This is a genomic window from Sorangium sp. So ce128, assembly GCF_051525245.1.
Taxonomy (GTDB): Bacteria; Myxococcota_A; Polyangia; order Polyangiales; family Polyangiaceae; genus Sorangium; species Sorangium cellulosum_B.
This window is the reverse complement of record NZ_CP150313.1, coordinates 10912060-10927520: the sequence shown is the minus strand read 5'-3', so window position 1 is coordinate 10927520 and position 15461 is coordinate 10912060. Positions and strand designations below refer to the sequence as shown.

16 protein-coding genes are annotated in these 15461 nt (G+C 71.1%); 8 read left to right on the top strand and 8 right to left on the bottom strand.

Annotation, left to right across the window (positions count from 1 at the left end; translation table 11 throughout):
* The first annotated feature begins 218 nt into the window (after nucleotides 1-218).
* Nucleotides 219-1367 carry a hypothetical protein gene (locus WME82_RS41440; RefSeq protein ID WP_438039812.1) on the top strand — a complete coding sequence of 383 codons (1149 nt, stop codon included), beginning with the start codon at nucleotides 219-221 and terminating at the stop codon, nucleotides 1365-1367.
* Complete coding sequence (locus tag WME82_RS41435; RefSeq protein ID WP_438039811.1) at nucleotides 1364-2467, top strand: metallophosphoesterase family protein; 1104 nt, start codon at nucleotides 1364-1366, stop codon at nucleotides 2465-2467. Before WME82_RS41440 ends, WME82_RS41435 begins: the two co-directional genes overlap by 4 nt.
* Before the next feature lie 30 nt (nucleotides 2468-2497).
* Here the strand turns inward: WME82_RS41435 and WME82_RS41430 are convergent, their stop codons facing one another.
* Entirely contained in the window at nucleotides 2498-3655 is a 1158-nt protein-coding gene (locus tag WME82_RS41430; RefSeq protein ID WP_438039810.1) for a pyridoxamine 5'-phosphate oxidase family protein, read from the bottom strand.
* A gap of 344 nt (nucleotides 3656-3999) precedes the next feature.
* Here WME82_RS41430 and WME82_RS41425 point away from each other — a divergent pair, with 344 nt between their 5' ends.
* The gene (locus tag WME82_RS41425; RefSeq protein ID WP_438044979.1) at nucleotides 4000-4833 is read left to right on the top strand and encodes an AraC family transcriptional regulator; all 834 of its coding nucleotides are present in this window, start codon (nucleotides 4000-4002) and stop codon (nucleotides 4831-4833) included.
* On the opposite strand, the gene WME82_RS41420 is transcribed toward WME82_RS41425, so the two are convergent.
* Complete coding sequence (locus WME82_RS41420) at nucleotides 4804-5865, bottom strand: hypothetical protein (RefSeq protein WP_438039809.1); 1062 nt, start codon at nucleotides 5863-5865, stop codon at nucleotides 4804-4806. The genes WME82_RS41425 and WME82_RS41420 overlap by 30 nt on opposite strands.
* Before the next feature lie 299 nt (nucleotides 5866-6164).
* On the opposite strand from WME82_RS41420, the gene WME82_RS41415 reads away from it, so the two are divergent.
* Nucleotides 6165-6776, top strand: coding sequence for a helix-turn-helix domain-containing protein (locus tag WME82_RS41415; RefSeq protein ID WP_438039808.1), 612 nt, complete (start codon nucleotides 6165-6167; stop codon nucleotides 6774-6776).
* A gap of 223 nt (nucleotides 6777-6999) precedes the next feature.
* Nucleotides 7000-7839: a sulfate ABC transporter permease subunit CysW gene (gene cysW / locus WME82_RS41410; protein WP_438044978.1), complete on the top strand. Its 840-nt coding sequence runs from the start codon at nucleotides 7000-7002 to the stop codon at nucleotides 7837-7839.
* Here cysW and WME82_RS41405 read toward each other — a convergent pair.
* From WME82_RS41405 to WME82_RS41390, 4 genes are all read right to left on the bottom strand, one after another.
* Nucleotides 7805-8791, bottom strand: a complete 987-nt coding sequence (locus WME82_RS41405; protein WP_438039807.1) for an HvfC/BufC N-terminal domain-containing protein — start codon at nucleotides 8789-8791, stop codon at nucleotides 7805-7807. The two genes, cysW and WME82_RS41405, sit on opposite strands and share 35 nt — an antisense overlap.
* Complete coding sequence (locus tag WME82_RS41400; protein ID WP_437853784.1) at nucleotides 8788-9648, bottom strand: DUF692 domain-containing protein; 861 nt, start codon at nucleotides 9646-9648, stop codon at nucleotides 8788-8790. Before WME82_RS41400 ends, WME82_RS41405 begins: the two co-directional genes overlap by 4 nt.
* A gap of 7 nt (nucleotides 9649-9655) precedes the next feature.
* The gene (locus WME82_RS41395; protein ID WP_437742052.1) at nucleotides 9656-10642 is read right to left on the bottom strand and encodes a c-type cytochrome; all 987 of its coding nucleotides are present in this window, start codon (nucleotides 10640-10642) and stop codon (nucleotides 9656-9658) included.
* A gap of 196 nt (nucleotides 10643-10838) precedes the next feature.
* Entirely contained in the window at nucleotides 10839-11492 is a 654-nt protein-coding gene (locus tag WME82_RS41390) for a TetR/AcrR family transcriptional regulator (RefSeq protein WP_437853780.1), read from the bottom strand.
* A 55-nt stretch (nucleotides 11493-11547) separates the two neighbouring features.
* On the opposite strand from WME82_RS41390, the gene WME82_RS41385 reads away from it, so the two are divergent.
* The 3 genes from WME82_RS41385 to WME82_RS41375 all read left to right on the top strand — a co-directional run bounded on the left by WME82_RS41385 (nucleotide 11548) and on the right by WME82_RS41375 (nucleotide 14013).
* The gene (locus tag WME82_RS41385) at nucleotides 11548-12012 is read left to right on the top strand and encodes a methyltransferase family protein (RefSeq protein WP_438039806.1); all 465 of its coding nucleotides are present in this window, start codon (nucleotides 11548-11550) and stop codon (nucleotides 12010-12012) included.
* A 129-nt stretch (nucleotides 12013-12141) separates the two neighbouring features.
* Nucleotides 12142-12933, top strand: coding sequence for a hypothetical protein (locus WME82_RS41380; protein ID WP_438039805.1), 792 nt, complete (start codon nucleotides 12142-12144; stop codon nucleotides 12931-12933).
* Nucleotides 12934-13008: 75 nt separating this feature from the next.
* Entirely contained in the window at nucleotides 13009-14013 is a 1005-nt protein-coding gene (locus WME82_RS41375; RefSeq protein WP_438039804.1) for a DsbA family protein, read from the top strand.
* 127 nt (nucleotides 14014-14140) lie between these two features.
* On the opposite strand, the gene WME82_RS41370 is transcribed toward WME82_RS41375, so the two are convergent.
* Nucleotides 14141-14869 carry an Hsp20/alpha crystallin family protein gene (locus WME82_RS41370; protein ID WP_438039803.1) on the bottom strand — a complete coding sequence of 243 codons (729 nt, stop codon included), beginning with the start codon at nucleotides 14867-14869 and terminating at the stop codon, nucleotides 14141-14143.
* A 236-nt stretch (nucleotides 14870-15105) separates the two neighbouring features.
* Nucleotides 15106-15414 carry a response regulator gene (locus tag WME82_RS41365; protein WP_437742046.1) on the bottom strand — a complete coding sequence of 103 codons (309 nt, stop codon included), beginning with the start codon at nucleotides 15412-15414 and terminating at the stop codon, nucleotides 15106-15108.
* Nucleotides 15415-15461 lie beyond the last annotated feature (47 nt).

The following is a 15461-nucleotide window of genomic DNA, read 5'->3' as shown; positions in this document are numbered from 1 at the left end:
GCTACAGCGTCACGGGCCCCGTGTGCTGGAGGAGCTGCCCGGTCGGCCACGTCGACTCCGGCGCGACGTGAACGAAGGTCATCTCGACGTGATCGGCGGGCCCTCGGTCGCCGCGAGCTCTTCAGGACCGATGGTCGAGGGCGGCGGGGTCGGATGCTCTCGACGCGTGCAAAGCCGGCACGGTCGTGCCACGGTAGGCGCCCGCCACGCAGAGCTCGATGCTGAGGCCCCCGCGCACCACAGGCCACGTCCTCACCCTGGCGCTCTTCCTCGTGGTCGCGCCGGCCCAGGTCGAGGCGGGTGATGGCGCGCCAATCCCCCCGGCCATGGCCGCGCCAGCGACCGCGGCGCCGCCGACGAAGGATGTCTCCGCCGGGCGCCGCGCCGTCGCCGCGGCCGGCGCGGTGTTCCCCGGGGTCATCGCACACGGCACCGGGCACCTGATCCTGGGTGAGCCGGGCACGGGCTGGACCCTCCTGGCGCTCGAGGGTGCGGGCGCCGGCCTCGCCGTGGGCGGGCTCGCGGGCGCGGCGGCCTCAGGGGCCTCGCGGCGCGTCGTCGCGCCGATCGTGCTCACCACCGTGACGGGTGTGGGCCTGTTCGGGATCTCCCTTCTCGCGGACCTCTATGGCGTGCTCGCCCCGGAGGGCGGCACCGGGAGCCCTCCTTCGTCGTTGCCCTGGGTCGAGACGCAGCTCGGATTCGCCTACGTCCACGACCCCACGTTCGCGTACCGCACGTTTCTCGTGCCAGGCATGGATCTGCGCCTGAGCTCCCTCCGCCTCTCGGGCTCCGGCTGGTTTGCCTTAAACGACGACAATGCGCGCCTCCGCGTCGAGGCCGCGCATCGCTTCATCGGCCCCGGCACGGCGGACGGCCCGCGCGCGGCGGACGGCTCGTTCCTCGAGATCGAGGGCGCGCTCACCCATCACCGCTACACCTCCGACGACTTCTCGATCACCACCGGCGAGGTCAGCCTAAAGGGCCGGCTCGATCTCGCCCACCTCGGGCGCACGCTGCGGGGCTCGTTCGCGGAGATGGGCTGGGGGATCGCGGTCGAGGGCTACCGCCACGGCCGCCGCCCGCTCGAGGGGAACGAGCTCTTGATTCCCCACTTCGCCTTCGGCGCGTACCTCGGGCACGCGGGGTATCCGCGCGGCGAGGCCAAGGTGGTTTACGACCACCGGCACGACGGGGTTGTCGGCGGCGCGAAGCTCCCTGGCCTCGGCAGCGGCGTCCCGGGCCATTTCGGCCTGGAGGGCCGGCTCCATGCCTCACCCCGGTGGGGCCTGCTCGCCGACGTGAAGGCGGGCTCCGCGTACGTCGGGCGCCTCGCGCTGCTCTTCCGCCCTGGAGACTCGCCATGATCCTGAGAGACGCTCTCCTCGCGCTCATCGCCCTCACCGCGCCGCTCGCCCTCTCCTGCCTGGACGTGGCCGAGGGCCGCGCGCGCCGCGACCTGGAGGTGGGAAAGGCCTCGCGGGGAAAGGCGCGCGTCGCCGTGGACGAGGGGCTCGCGGCGATCCGCCGCCTCGACGCGGGCGAGCTCGCGCTCTGGGCGAGCGCGCCCGCGCTCTCGATCCGCCTCACCGACGAGGCGGGCGGACCGTGGAAGATCACGATCGAGAACATGCTCGCCGACGCCGAGCTCTCGGCGCGCGTCGGGGACGAGCGCGTGCCCGTGGCGCTCGTCGAGGCGCCGTTTCCGACCCAGCGCACCTTCCGCCTCTCTCTGCCGCCCGGCGCCGAGGCGACCCTCTCGCTGCGCCCGCCGGACGAGGCGCGGCGCGAGCCGTGGCGGTTCGCGGTCTTCGCCGACGTCCAGGAGGACATCGACCGCGTTCAGGACATCTACGCGAGGATGAACGAGGCGGAGGGCGTCCGCTTCGCGCTCATCAGCGGCGATCTCACGTCGCGGGGCTCGCCCGAGCAGCTCGAGCGATTCCAGCGCGAGATGAAGACGCTCCGTTTTCCCTGCTATGCGACGCTCGGCAACCACGAGCTCGGCACGCGGGACGACCTCTACCACGAGTGGTTTGGCCGCGGGAATTACCGCTTCGCGTTCCGGGGTGTGCAGTTCACGATGCTCGACTCGGCGAGCGCGACGATCGATCCGCTCGCCTACGGGTGGCTCGACGGCTGGCTCACCGAGGGGCAGGATCTCCTGCACGTGGTCACGATGCACCTCGCGCCCCTCGACCCGGTGGGCTCCCGCAACGGCGCATTCGCGAGCCGCGCCGAGGCGAACAAGCTCCTCACGATGCTCGCGGACGGGCGCGTGGATCTCACGTTCTACGGCCACATCCACTCGTTCTATGCGTTCGAGAACGCGGGGATCCCCGCGTACATCTCGGGCGGCGGCGGCGCGATCCCCGAGCGGCTCGACGGCATCGGGCGCCATTTCGTCACGGTCGACGTCGAGCCCCCCGCCAAGATTGCGCAGGTCGCCGTGGTCCGCGTGGATTGAACCGAGTCGCTTCGCTGTCCGAGCCGATCGTCATCGCAGGCGACCTTCGCGCTGGTTGTCCGGGTCGTCCGCCCTCGTCGCGCCGCGGTCGTAGCCCTCGTCCGTCAGCCCCTTGCGGTAACCGAGATCGATGAGCCAGCGCAGGAGCCTCGGGAAAGCGCCGGCGCCGCTGCCGAGGAGGCGAATCATCGTCGCCTTCGCGCCGCCGCCCTTGTTGAGCGCAAGGTGCTGAGTCGCCAGCGCCATCAGATCGGGGACGGCGCCCGCGTCGACGTCGGCGGAGCGTTGCCAGATCTTCGACCGCTGCAGGGCCTCGTTCGCCAGGAGCTCCGCGCGCTCCACGCGGATGACGAGCGCGGCCTGCGGTGGCTTTCCCGCGAGCGCCATGGTCGACAGGAGCGCCGGCTCGTCGGTGACGCACGCCGTGCCGCTGACGTGCAGAACGTCGTCGCGCCCTGGAACCACGGCCGCGAGGGAGACCTGGTCGCACGTCACGACGTTGTGGAACGTATCGGTCCGCCGGTTTCCCCGGCGATCGGGGATGACGAGCGTCTCGTGGTCGAGGATCCGCAAGAAGCCCGGGAAATCTCCTCGCGGGCTCGTATCGCCCGAGCCCGCAGCGTCCCACGACGAGAGGACGGCAAAGGGGCTCGATGCGAGGAAGCGAGCAACGCTCGGATCGCCGAGGGGTCCGCCTTCCCTTTCGTGGCGCGCGCCATCACGCGGCAATGGCGGCTCGACAGCGGCCGTGGCGCGAGCGCGCGGCCCCTCCCAGAGGCGGGATCGGAGGATGCTCCTCGCGCAGTGCACGAAGGCCTCTTCGACGGTGACGACGATCCGGCCGCCGCGTCGCTCGGCCACGGAGCCGTTGAGCCGAAGGGTCTCGCCGATCCCCGGCACCAGGAAGACGAACGAGGCGCCGCTGCCGGACTTCGGCGTCGGGTGTCTCGCCGGTAGCTCGAGCCGAACGCGCTTCGGCGATTCCACGTGCGCAAAGCCGCGGGCGCCTCCGACGAAGGTGCTGCGCCAGCCTCCCTGTTCGTCACGAAAACCGAAGCCGGCGACCGGAGCATTGGCGAGGACACGCCGACATCCCTCGTCCAGGGCGCCGATCTGCTTCATGCGCACGGCCGGGATCGGGGCGCCGACGATCGCCTCGATCTGCTGCGCGGTCATCACCTTCCGCATCGAAGAGCCTCTGCTTTCCTGCCCGCCGAAGAGCGGTTTCCCGGGCTCCGGCACGGCCGCCGGAGCGCGCAGAGGAACCATCGCAGCCGGCGAACTTGACCGCATTCCGAAATGAGGACATTTTATTTTGCAATCCGGCCATGGGTTCGAAGCGAAGGAAGCGCCCCGCGTCGCCCGTGTCATCAACGGCATCGCCGGCGTCGGGATCGGCCTCGCCCTCCGCCGGCTCCACCACGAAAGGCTCGTCGGCCCCGCCCGCGTCGTCGTCGATCGGCTCCCCCGGGTGGACCTTTCACGGCGACGTCCAGATCGCGAACGAGCCACGCGCGTCGGCGGCCGAGGCGATGGAGTCGCTCTCGCGTCGCTTCGCGCGCGAGGATCGTGGCCAGTGGCGAAGCACGCTCGCCCGGCCCGCCAACGCCGTCGGCCTGAGCATGGTCACCGGCGGGCTGGAGAGCGAGTTCCACAGCCACCGCGAGTCACAGCTGTTCTTCCTCGAGCGCGGCGAGGTCACGTGCGAGGGGTCGAACGCCCTGTGGATCGTCCCACCGCGCTCGGCGCTGTGGATCCCCGCCGGAGTGCTCCACAAGATACGAGGGCGCGCGCCGCTCGAGGGCTACGGCGTCTTCATGGAGCCGGACGTGGCTCCGAGCCTGCCGGCCGAGTGCTGCGCCGTCTCGGTCACGCCGCTCTTTCGCGAGCTGCTCGTCCGTCTCGCGGCGCGCCCCGCGCTGTACGACCTCGACGGGCCGGATGCGCGGCTCGTGGCCGTCCTGTTCGACGAGCTGGCGGCGGCGACGATCGAGAAACATCGCCTGCCGATGCCGGCCGACCAGCGCCTCCGAAAGCTGGTCGATGCGATGGCGGAGAACCCCGCCGACGGCGCGACGATGGGCACGTGGGCCCGCCGGATCGGCGTCGGCGAACGGACCCTCAACCGGCTGCTCGTCCGGGAGACCGGCCTCAGCTTCGGTCGCTGGCGCCAGCAGCTCCACATCGTCCTGGCCCTCCAGCGGCTCTCGCGCGGAGCGAGCGTGCAGAGCGTCGCGAGCGACCTCGGCTACGAGAGCGCGAGCAGCTTCGTCACCATGTTCCGCAAGGCGCTCGGCGCGTCGCCGGCGCGGTACATGGCCCGTCGTCTCGGCCGGCTAACGCTGGACCAAGGAGCTCAGCCATGACTCGATGTCTCGCGTCGGCGGGTAGCTGTCTTGCTCTCGCTCGCGATCGCCGTCGATCGACAACCTGAACATCGGGCACTCTTCATCCGGCGGAAAGACCTTCTTCTGCACGACGGCCCCGGTCCGCCTATCGAGCACGGTGGCCTCGGTCTCCTTGAACCGGATCGTCAGGTCGGCGAGCGGCTCGCCCGCGCGGTCCTTGTACCCGGTGCACGTCTTTCGGCCCTTGATCTCCGGGAGCCGGCGCGTGATGGCCACCAGATCGACGTCTTGCAGAAGGACCGCCTGGCCGAAGAGCTTCATGGAAGCCGTCTCGAGGAGGAGCACGCTGCTCAGATCGCTCTCCTGCTTCGGCTCGCCTTCGAAGACGACCGGCCCATTCTTGACGCGATCGAGCACCGACAGGACGGACATGGCGGCGTCGACCTGGCGCAGCTCGATGGAAGCTGCCTGTCCGGAGGGGAGCTCGATCTCGAGCTTCGCCTTGGGTCCTAGCAGGGTATCGCGGTACCTGGCGACTGGGACTCTTCCGAGCTGACCCTCGACATTGTCGAGCTTGATGATGTCATAGATAGTGCTCTCGATGCGCCCGCTCTTCTCCCCGACCTTCCACCTGGTGCCTTCCGGGAAGCCGTGGAAGGTGATCTGGTAAGTGCCCTCGAAGATGGCGACGTCGCCGTGGAGCGCTTCGTCGGACTTGACGACGAATTTGCGCTCGTTCGACCACTCCAGCTCGAGCGGGCCGCGGAACGGTTCGGGGACCCGCGCGCCCCGCGGGGCCAGCACGGCGATGCTCACGATCATGGCGATCGCGATGGCGACCCCGAGGAGGATCGCCGCCAACGTGCGTCTCGGCGCCGCAGCGGGGCGACGGCTCGGCGCCGCAGCGGGGCGAGGCGCGGCCACGGACGGGATTGGGCGCTGCAGCTCGTTGTGTGTTCCGCAGTAACGGCACACGATCGTGCGGCTGCCCGGCGGGACCTCCAGCGGCGCGATGCATCGCTGGCAGTGGTAAACGTTGACGGGGCTCATCGGCTGCAAGCTCCCCCAGGAACGCGAGGGCACGTGGACACTCCGCGCGCGGGTTCCACGCTGGAGCTGACAAGTGAACACAAGTGAACAAGTCAAAAGGACGAGGACGAGCTCGTGGACGATCCCTACATCATCGCCTCTTCCTCGCCCAGGCTTCCCGTTGTTCTGCCTTGACAAATGAACAGTATCGCGCAAAAGTTCGACCTGGCGTGTGTCCACCTTGACAGGTGAGCAGTACTGCGCAAAAGTTCGACCGGGTACGCCTGCGCCCGCACGGAAAAGAGGAGATGACGATGCCCATGATCGGACGACAGTGCACGCGCGACGGCAGGACGGTCTGCCTTCGGATGAGTCAGACCGGGCTACCGGTGAATCAAGAGGAGCGCGGGCTCACGCTCGTGTACGGGTGGGCGAGCGAAGAGCGCCGCGCGCAAGGGATCCCCGCGTCGATCCAGGGAGTCGAGTTCCGCACCGACGCGGGCAAGGTCCTCGCGTTCGACTTCTGCCCGTTTTGCGGCGAGAAGCTCGCGGGGAGCACGAGCAGCGTCCGAGCGCCCGTCGCGCGGCGCACCGCGCCGGAAGGCGCCCGCACGGAGTCGCAGCCGGTGGCGGTCGAGCGCACGCAGCGGGCCGGGCGCGCGGTCGAGGCCGTGCCGCCCACCCGTCCGAGCGCGCCGGCGCGCGCGCAAGCGGCGGCGGGCTCGACGACGCTGAAGGTGCTTCGCGAGAAGCTCGGGCTCTCGCAGGCCGAGCTCGGCGAAAAGCTCGGCCTCGCGCGCAGCTCGGTCGCCAACTACGAAAACGGACGGTCACCTCTGTCGCAGCGGCTCCGCAAGTGGGTCGCAAAGCACGAAGCGAAGCTCAACGACGGGGGAAACGGCGCATCCGGCCGCGGGAGCGCGGCCGCCTAGAGCGACGGTCACCCGCTTCGGATACGGGCCCACCTCGGCGTTTTCGGTGCTCAGCGCACCGGAGTGCGCTTGCGCGCCGAAAACGCCGATCTGGGCCCGTCTCCTGTGCGGGTGACCGCCGCTCTGCTCTGCATGTATGACCGCCGCTCTGCTCTGCACGTAGCAGAGGTGGCGCTCCCGGGCAGGCAAGGCGGTCTCCGCCGAGGGCGGCGGCGCGCGCCGGCTGCTGATCGGCCTGTGCGTGGCGCTCGTCGGCGTGTTCCTCGTCCTCCCGCTGGGGGTGGTGTTCTGGCACGCCTTCAGCGAGGGGCTGAGCGCCTACGGACAGGCGGTCTTCGACCGCGCGACGTTCCACGCGGTGAAGCTCACGCTCTTCACCACGGCCATCGCGGTGCCGCTCAACACGCTCTTCGGCGTCGCGGCGGCGTGGGCCGTCGCCAAGTTCGAGTTCCGGGGCAAGAGCCTGCTCGTCACGCTGATCGATCTGCCGTTCTCGACCTCACCGGTGGTCGCCGGCCTGTGCTTCGTCCTGCTCTTCGGGGCGAACGGGTTCTTCGGCGCGTTCGTGAACAGGACCTATGAGGTGAGCCTCGGGTTCACGAGCCTCGAGGTATCCACCCGGGTCATCTTCGCCCTTCCTGGCATCGTGCTCGCCACGGTGTTCATCACGTTCCCGTTCGTCGCGCGAGAGCTCATCCCGCTGATGCAGGCCCAGGGGACCGAGGAGGAGCAGGTCGCCCGCGTCCTCGGCGCGAACGGATGGCAGATCTTCTGGCGCGTCACGCTGCCCAACATCCGCTGGGGCCTCCTGTATGGCGTCATCCTGTGCACCGCCAGGGCGATGGGCGAGTTCGGCGCCGTGTACGTGGTCTCGTCGGGCTCGTCCGATCAGGTGACGCTGCCGCTCCACGTGGAGCGCGTCTACTACGCCAACATGGTCCGCGTCGTGCCCGCGTTCGCCGTCGCCAGCCTCCTCGCCGGCGTGTCGGTGATCACGCTGGGCGTGAAGGCGGCGGTGGAGTGGCGGTTCAAGGGCGAGCTGAAGAAGACGGACCGCGGCTAGCGGTCCCGACGCCGGCGAGGCCCGTCCACCAGCCGCTCGAGAGGGCGAGCGCGATCCAGCCCTGCAGATTGGCCCGCAGCTGCGCTGCTTCCGCCGCCGTACAGCCCTGCTCGACGGCGGCAAGGGCCTGCCCGAACGGCAGCTCCCGGCAGCGCTCGAGCAGGCGAGCGAACAGCGGATCCACCGAGGTCGTGGTCGTGCCGGCGGCGCTCCGGGCGAAGACCCACGCGCGGGTTGACGCGTGGCGACGCCTCGCGTCCAGGGGGCCCTCGTCCAGATCGCCGCCCGCGAGCCGCGAGAAGCGCGCGAGGTCCCAGTCCTCGCGGGTCAGCGTGAAGGAGACCGCGAAGCGCAGCCGCGCCTCGGCCAGCGTGGCGAGCTCCTCCGGCGTCGGCCGCCAGAGGCCCTCGAACGGCGACTCGCAGGCGAGCCGCTCCGCCTCGTCCATGCGCAGCGCCTGGCGGACCATCGCGAGCGGCGCCCTGGAGAGCTCGATCCGCCGGCGCCACGCGTCCTCGTGCCCGCGCGCCGGGCGCTCCGGTTGGCGACCGCGGCGCGCGCCGTCAGGGCCGCGCAGCGCGCTGCGGAGCCGCTCGGCGAACCCGCACGCGCTCTTGTCGATATCGATGTGACGGGGCGGGCACGCCTCGAGGTGCAGCGCGGCCAGGTGATTGAAGTGCCAGCAGCCGATCGCCCGCGACACGCGGGGGAAGCTCGTCTGCAGGCCGGTGAACAGGCGCATCCAGTACTGGCGGTGATAGATCGCGAGCCGCTCCGCCGGCGCGAGGCCCCCGTGGCCGCCCTTCACCTGCGCCACGAGCCCCACGGGATACCGCTCCTGCCGCTCCCGGAACCGGCCCGCGCTCGAGTCGAGCGGCGCTCGGAGGACGGCGGTGAAGTCGCGCTGGAGCTCCCGCAGCCAGCCCGGAGGATCTCCACCTTTCGGGCTCATGGCGATCGCACCTGCCGCGCTTTGTCGAGCTCCGCGAGCGCGATGTGCAAGGGTGGGATCTCCGCGTCCCACTCGAGGAGCGTCGGGAAAGGGCCGCCCCGGCGCCACGCCTCCTCGTAGAGAGACCATACCTCGTCGCACACCGGACGATCGTGGGTGTCGTGCCGCAGGCCCGAGGGCAAGACCTGGTGGCCGGCCAGGTGGACCTGCAAGACCCGGTGCCAGGGCACGCCGTCGAGGTACTCGCGCGGATTGAACCCGTGGTTCTCGCTGGAGACAAAGACGTTGTTGATGTCCAGCATGCACCAGCAGCCGGACTCCTCGATCACGCGGCGATAGAACTCCCACTCAGGCATCGTGTCGCGCTCCCACCCGACGTAGGAAGACAGGTTCTCGATGCCGAACGGGACGCCGAGGGCCTCCTGGACCTCGAACGCCCGGCCGGCGGCGTACGGGATCAGCTCCGGATCGTACGGCGCCGGCAGGAGGTCGTGGTGCGTCACGCCCTCGAACGCCGTCCAGCAGAGGTGATCCGTGAAATAGGGGATCCGGAGCTCCTGGATCAGATCCTTGAGCCGGGACAGGTGATCCCGGTCGAGGGGGGCTTCGCCGAGCAGGTTCAGCGAGACGCCGTGGGCGACGATCGGAGTGCGCTCGGCGATGCGCCGGAGCCGCTCCCGGGGCAGCGGCGACGCGCCGAGGTAGTTCTCCGCGATGATCTCGAAGAAGCCCAGCGGGGGCCGGAGCCGCTCGATCGCGTCGTAGTGCGGCGGGCGCAGCCCGAGGCCGAGCGCGCCTCGCGGGAGCGCACGCGCCATGGGCGCCTGGCTGCCGGCCGGGCCTCGCGGCGCGCTCATCGGCGGCTCAGTTGCTCGGCTCGATGGGGTCGGCTGGCGCCATCGGGTCGAAGCTTTTGCCCTCGGGCGTCAGGGTGCGCAGGTAGGCGATCAGCCGATCGATCTCAGCGAGCGAGAGCAGGTGGTAGGAGCCGGGCATGTTCGAGTAGGCGTAGCCTTCGGGGTGGACGCCGTCGATCCCGAACGCGATGATGGACTGCAGGTAAAGATCCGAGCGGCGCTCCCAGAACTCGGCGACGTAGGTGGCCATGTCCTCGGTGGGCCGCACCTTCACGCCGAACGAGCCCGCCGAGCCGGAGTGGCAGTGGTCGCACGTCGCCGCCTTGAACGCCGCGGGGCCGTCTCGATCCTGATCCTCGGCGGTCTCCACGCAGCTCCAGCCCGAGCATCCGTTCATGGCGCGGCAGGTATGCTCGTAAAGCTCGTTCCAGGACTGGTAGACCATGCCGCGGCAGCTGTTCGAGTGGCTGCAGGATGAATTGATCTGGACCACGCCGGGGCGCGCGGGGCCCGTCAGCGACGCGGACCTGGCGCACGCCGCGGCGAACTCGGCGAGCGAGATCTGGCCGTCGCCGTCCTCGTCCATGAGGTCGATCGCGTCCACCAGGTCGGGCTCCGGGCCAGCGTTCCATACGAGCGTCTTGACCGGCGCGTCGGACTTGTCGCAGTTCGAGTCGACGTTATCGAGATTGCGCTCCTCGGCGTCGGGGTGGACGGTGTTGTTGAAGTCGTCGCAGTCGCCCTCGCGCGGGGTGAAGCCGTCCCTGTCGTGGTCGCTGTCCTCGTCATCCACGGGCTCGCCGCCGCCGCCGGCGCCAGAGCCGGTCACGGCGGGCTCCTCGCCGCCGGAGCCGCCGGTCCCGGCGGGAGACTCGCCGCCGCCGCCGCCGGACCCAGCCGGCGTCACAGCGTCGTCGTCGCCGCAGCCTGGAGCAAAGGCGGTGAAGCTGGCGAGCGCCAGCGCAAGCAAGGTGGATCTCGGCGATTGGGTCATGGTGGTCGTCGTGCCTCCGAAGGAACGCGCAGGGCCCCCTTGCTGGCTGCCCGGCGCACGACCTGTGGCACGGCTGCCGTGCGCGGAATATGCGGCAAGTTGTCGCGGGCCGGTCGTCCACCGGACGGATCGTCGCTGTACAGGCTGGCGTCCCGCGTGGCTCCCGCGTCCGCGCCGCGAGGAAGGGGCATCGCGTCTATGGTCGGTCCGCGGGGCTCGCCGCCCGCGTTGAGGTTGCGCCGACGGTGAGATAGCCCATGAGCGCGTCGGTGATCGCCCGCCGGAGCGCGCCGTCGTCGACGCCCGCGGGCGGATCGAGGGCCGCTGCGTGGACGAGCTCCTCGAACATGCGCAGGACAACGTAGGTGGCGAGATCGAGATCCGGCTGGACGATCTCCGAACCGTGGCGCGACAGCAGCCGCCGGGTGCAATCGACGACCGCCCGGCTGGCCGCGCTCAGCGTGCGCTGTTGCTCCAGCGTCGGGAGATCGGCGTGGAGGAGCCGTTGCAGCCGCGGCTCCGACCGGTGGAGCTCGAGGCTCCTCTCGACGAGCGCCTCCGTCGCTCCGCGCAGCGAGACGCCGTCGGCCGCCGCGTCCACCTGCTCGACGAGCCGCAGCATGTGGCGCACGTGGCGCTCGTGCAGCGCGGTGACGAGGGCGTCCTTGTTCGGGAAGTACTGGTACACCGACCCGACGCTCACCCCTGCGACCTTGGCGACCTGGTTCGTGTTCGCCCCGTCGTAGCCGTGCGCGTCGAAAACGCGAGCCGCGGCCTCGACGATGGTCTCCACGAGGAAGCGCGAGCGCTCCTGGCGAGGCTCTTTGCGCGGCTTTTCTGGGCGCTTCATCGTCTCTCCCGAACGCGAGTCTCCGCGTTTTGCCCTGTCGCTAGACTGGTGGGGCATGATCACCTCGAACGCACCCTCGCGCAATCTGCTCCCGCCGGTCCTGCTCCTCCTCGTGGTGGCGGTCATGTGGCTGACTCACGCCGTGCTGCCGTTCCCGCCGGTGCTCCCGGCGTCGACTCGCTGGCTCGGCGCCTTGCCGCTGGCGATCGGCGTCGTCATGGCGGTCGCGGCTCGGGCGCAGTTCGCGCGGGCCGCGACGGAGATCAACACCTTTGCCGAGCCCACGCGGCTCGTGACCGGCGGGCTGTTCCGGTGGTCCAGGAATCCGATGTACCTCGGGATGGGCCTCGCGGCCGCGGGCATGGCGGCGTTGAGCGGCGCGGCGACGTCGTTCCTGCTCGCGGCGGTCTTCGTCATGATCGTCGACCGCTGGTACATCGCGTTCGAGGAGCGGCGGCTGCGCGCCCGGTTCGGCGCTGCCTACGAGACCTACGCCCGGTCGACGCGGCGCTGGGTCTGACGGCGCGCGCCGCCGAGCAACCATCCATCGCCGATCGCAGGAATGCGGCGCAGGATTCGAGCGCAGCGGCCGAATAGAAGGAAGCAAAAGAGGTTGCGAGCGCAGAAAGAACGAGGCGAGTATCGCCGGATGACAGGCATGCTTCGCGATGGGCTGCGGATCGTCTGCGCAACGGCCGTGGTGCTCACGGTGGCACCGGCGAGCGCCATGCAGCCTGCGTCCGGGGTCTCACCTGCGCCCGCTGCGCCGCCGAGCGGTCCGGCTGCGGCGCCGCCTGCGCCGGCTCCGGGCGGCGCCGCGGCAGCGCCCCTTCAGCCGCCGACGGCGCCAGGCGACGAAGGCGCGCCACCAGCCGGGGTTGCGTCGACCGGAGCTCCCCAGGCGCCCGCGCGGTGGACGACGAGCCCGGGTCCCTGGCAGCCCGGGAGCGCTCCTGGTCGCGAGCGAGCCGAGCCGAAGCGCACCTGGTACGGCTGGCAGCACCTCCTCGTGCTCAGCGGGACCGTCGTGCTCGGGCCCCTCGCTGCCACCACGGAGAACGAGGTGTTCGGCTGGATGGCCGCCGGCTCCGTCACGCTCGGCGGCCCGGTCACCCACTGGGCCAACGGCCACCTCGGCATGGGCTTCGTCAGCCTCGGCCTCAACGCCGGTTGCACGCTCGGCGGCGGCCTGATCGGCGTGGCCATCGGCCTCGCCTCGGACGCCCGCGACTGGGGCGCGCTCGGGGGCATGTACATCGGCAGCGGCCTCGGGCTGATCACGGCCAACATCCTCGACGTCGCGCTCCTCGAGTACGAGGAGCAGCCCACGGCGGCCGAGACCTACGAGTACATCCGCCTCCGCCCGCCGCGGCTCCGGCTGGCGCCGCACGTCGCCCTCGCGCCGGGCGGCACCACCTTCGGCCTCCGTGGCGCCTTCTGAGGGGGCGGCGCCGGGCGCGCGCCTCGGGCGGCGCTTCGGCCTGGCCCGGCTGCGGCGGGGGTGTAGCATCCGCGCGTGTTCATTCCGAGATCAGGTGCACGACGGCTCGCGCTCGCCGCGCTCCTCGCGCTCGCCGCGCTCCCGGGTTGCGGCGGCGCGGAGCGGCAGGAACCCCAGTTCGCCGATTCCCCCGCGGTCCCGCTCCCCGGGCCCCCGGGCAGCTCCTCGGGCGCGCCGCTGCTCGACGCGCCCGGCGGCGCGCCGGAGCAGCTGCCCGGCGTGGACACGGCCGAGCTCGTCCGCCGCGAGCGCGATACCTGGTGGCAGCTCGTCTCGCAGCTCTACGCGCCGTGCCCCGATCAGGCGGTGTCGCTCGCGCAGTGCGTCCGCGAGTCGCGCGCCTGCGCGGCCTGCGCGCCCGCCGCGCAGCTCCTCGCCGACAAGATCCGCGGCGGCGCGAGCGGCGCGGAGGCCCAGGCCGCGTACGGCGTGAGGTTCGGTCCGAACGTGAAGCAGATCGACCTCGCCGACTCGCCCTCTCGCGGGCCGGAGCGCGCGTCGATCCAGATCGTCGTGTGGTCGGACTTCGAGTGCCCTTCCTGCGGGCGCGCGGTCCCGCACATCGACGAGGTGGTCGAGCGCCACGCGCCGTACGTCAGGCTGATCCACAAGGTGTATCCGCTGCGATCGCACCCGCACGCCGACGCCGCGGCGCGCGCGGCCATCGCGGCGCACCGCCAGGGCCGCTACTGGCCGATGGAGCGCCTCCTGTTCGAGAACCAGCAGCGGCTCGAGGAGAAAGACCTGCTCGGCTACGCGCAGAAGGTCGGCCTCGACATGGCCCGGTTCCGCGCCGACATGGCGGGCGAGCCCGCCGCCCGGGTGGTCGCGCGCGACAAGGCCGAGGCCGACCGCGCCGGGCTCTCGGGGACGCCGTTCATCGTCATCAACGGGCGGGAGTTCGATCTGGCGCTGTTCAGCCTGCAGGGCGAGCTCGACCGGTGGATCGAGACCGAGCTCGCGATCCTCGGAGGGCGCGAGGCGGCGCCCGGGGGCGGCGCGCCGCGCGACGCAAAGTAGGGCCGCCGCGCGGCGTGGCCGGGGCGCGCGCCTGCGGGTCGCGCTCGGTCGACGATTGACCTCCTCCGCCGGGCGACACCGGGGCGACGGCGCGCCGCCGCCCCGGTGGGCCCCAGATCGCGATCGGCTAGCTGGGCCGGCTCTTCTCGGACATCTGGCCGCCGCCAGCGCTCGTCCCCTGCGAGGGCCCGCCGCTCTTGATCTCGACCGAGCGGCCGCGCTGCTGCTGCTGCGGCAGCTTCAGACAGACCTCGAGGACGCCGTTCTCGAACCTCGCGTCCACGTCGTCGGCCTGCACGCCCTCGGGCAGCGGGATGGCGCGCGTGAACGACCCGTAGCTGCGCTCGGTGTAGCTCACCCCCTCGCGCTGCTCCTGCTGCTCCTGCCGGCGCTCGCCCTCGATGATCAGGGTGTCGTCGCGGAGCTCCACCCGGATGTCGTCCTTGGTGACGCCGGGGAGATCGGCCTTGACCACGAGCTGACCGTTGCGCTCGCCCAGCTCGATGCGCGGCGACCAGAGGCCGCCCGCGAGGGACGAGAGACCCCGGCCGCCACCAGGCTCACCCATCGCGCGGCCCTGCCTGAACGGCGAGAGCAACCCTCCGAAGCCGAAGTCGTCGAACATGCGATCCATGTCCTCCATCATCCGGCTCATCATCGCGAACGGGTTGAAGACGCCGCCTGCCGCGCCGTACCGCCCCATCTGGCCGCCGCCCTGCTGACGCTGCAGCCCGGTGGACTGACCGCCGGCCCCCTGGGAAGGGGTCTGACCTGTCGCCTGGCTGCCGGGCTTGCCTTGCTGCGACTTGCTCACGGACACGTCCTGGCCTGTCGGCTGACGCTGCTGTTCCGCCATGAGAACCTCCTTTCTTGCGAACGTTGCCAACGCCGGACTTGCAAGTGTGGTGCCGTGTCGCGAGCGTGAACCAACGTAGATGACGTGGCCTGTCGACGCCGCGCCCGCTGGCCGTGTCCGCCATGGCGCGCCGCGCAGGCCGGCGCGGAGCGCCACACGGGCGCGCCGTCCTCGGCAGCGCGCGCCGGGCCGAGCTCGCGCAGGCACCGCTGCGCCCGGGAGCCCGGTGGAATCGCTCACCGCCACCCCGCCAGGATCTCCTCGAAGCGCTCCAGACTGCACGGCTTCTGCAGCACCGGACGGCTGAGATCGGACTCGCGCAACCCAGCTTTGCCATATCCGGTCAGGAAGACGAACGGGATGCCTCGCTCGCTCAGGATGTCGGCCACCGGATAGACCTTCTCGCCGGCGATGTTGACGTCCAGGCTCGCCCCGTCGATCTCGGCGGCGCGGGCCAGGCGCGTCGCGTCCTTCATGTTCAGCGCCGGGCCGATCACCACACAGCCGAGGTCGGTCAGGGCGTCCTCGAGGGACGAGGCGATCATGGGCTCGTCCTCGACGATGAGGACACGCAGCCCCTCCAGCCCACGTT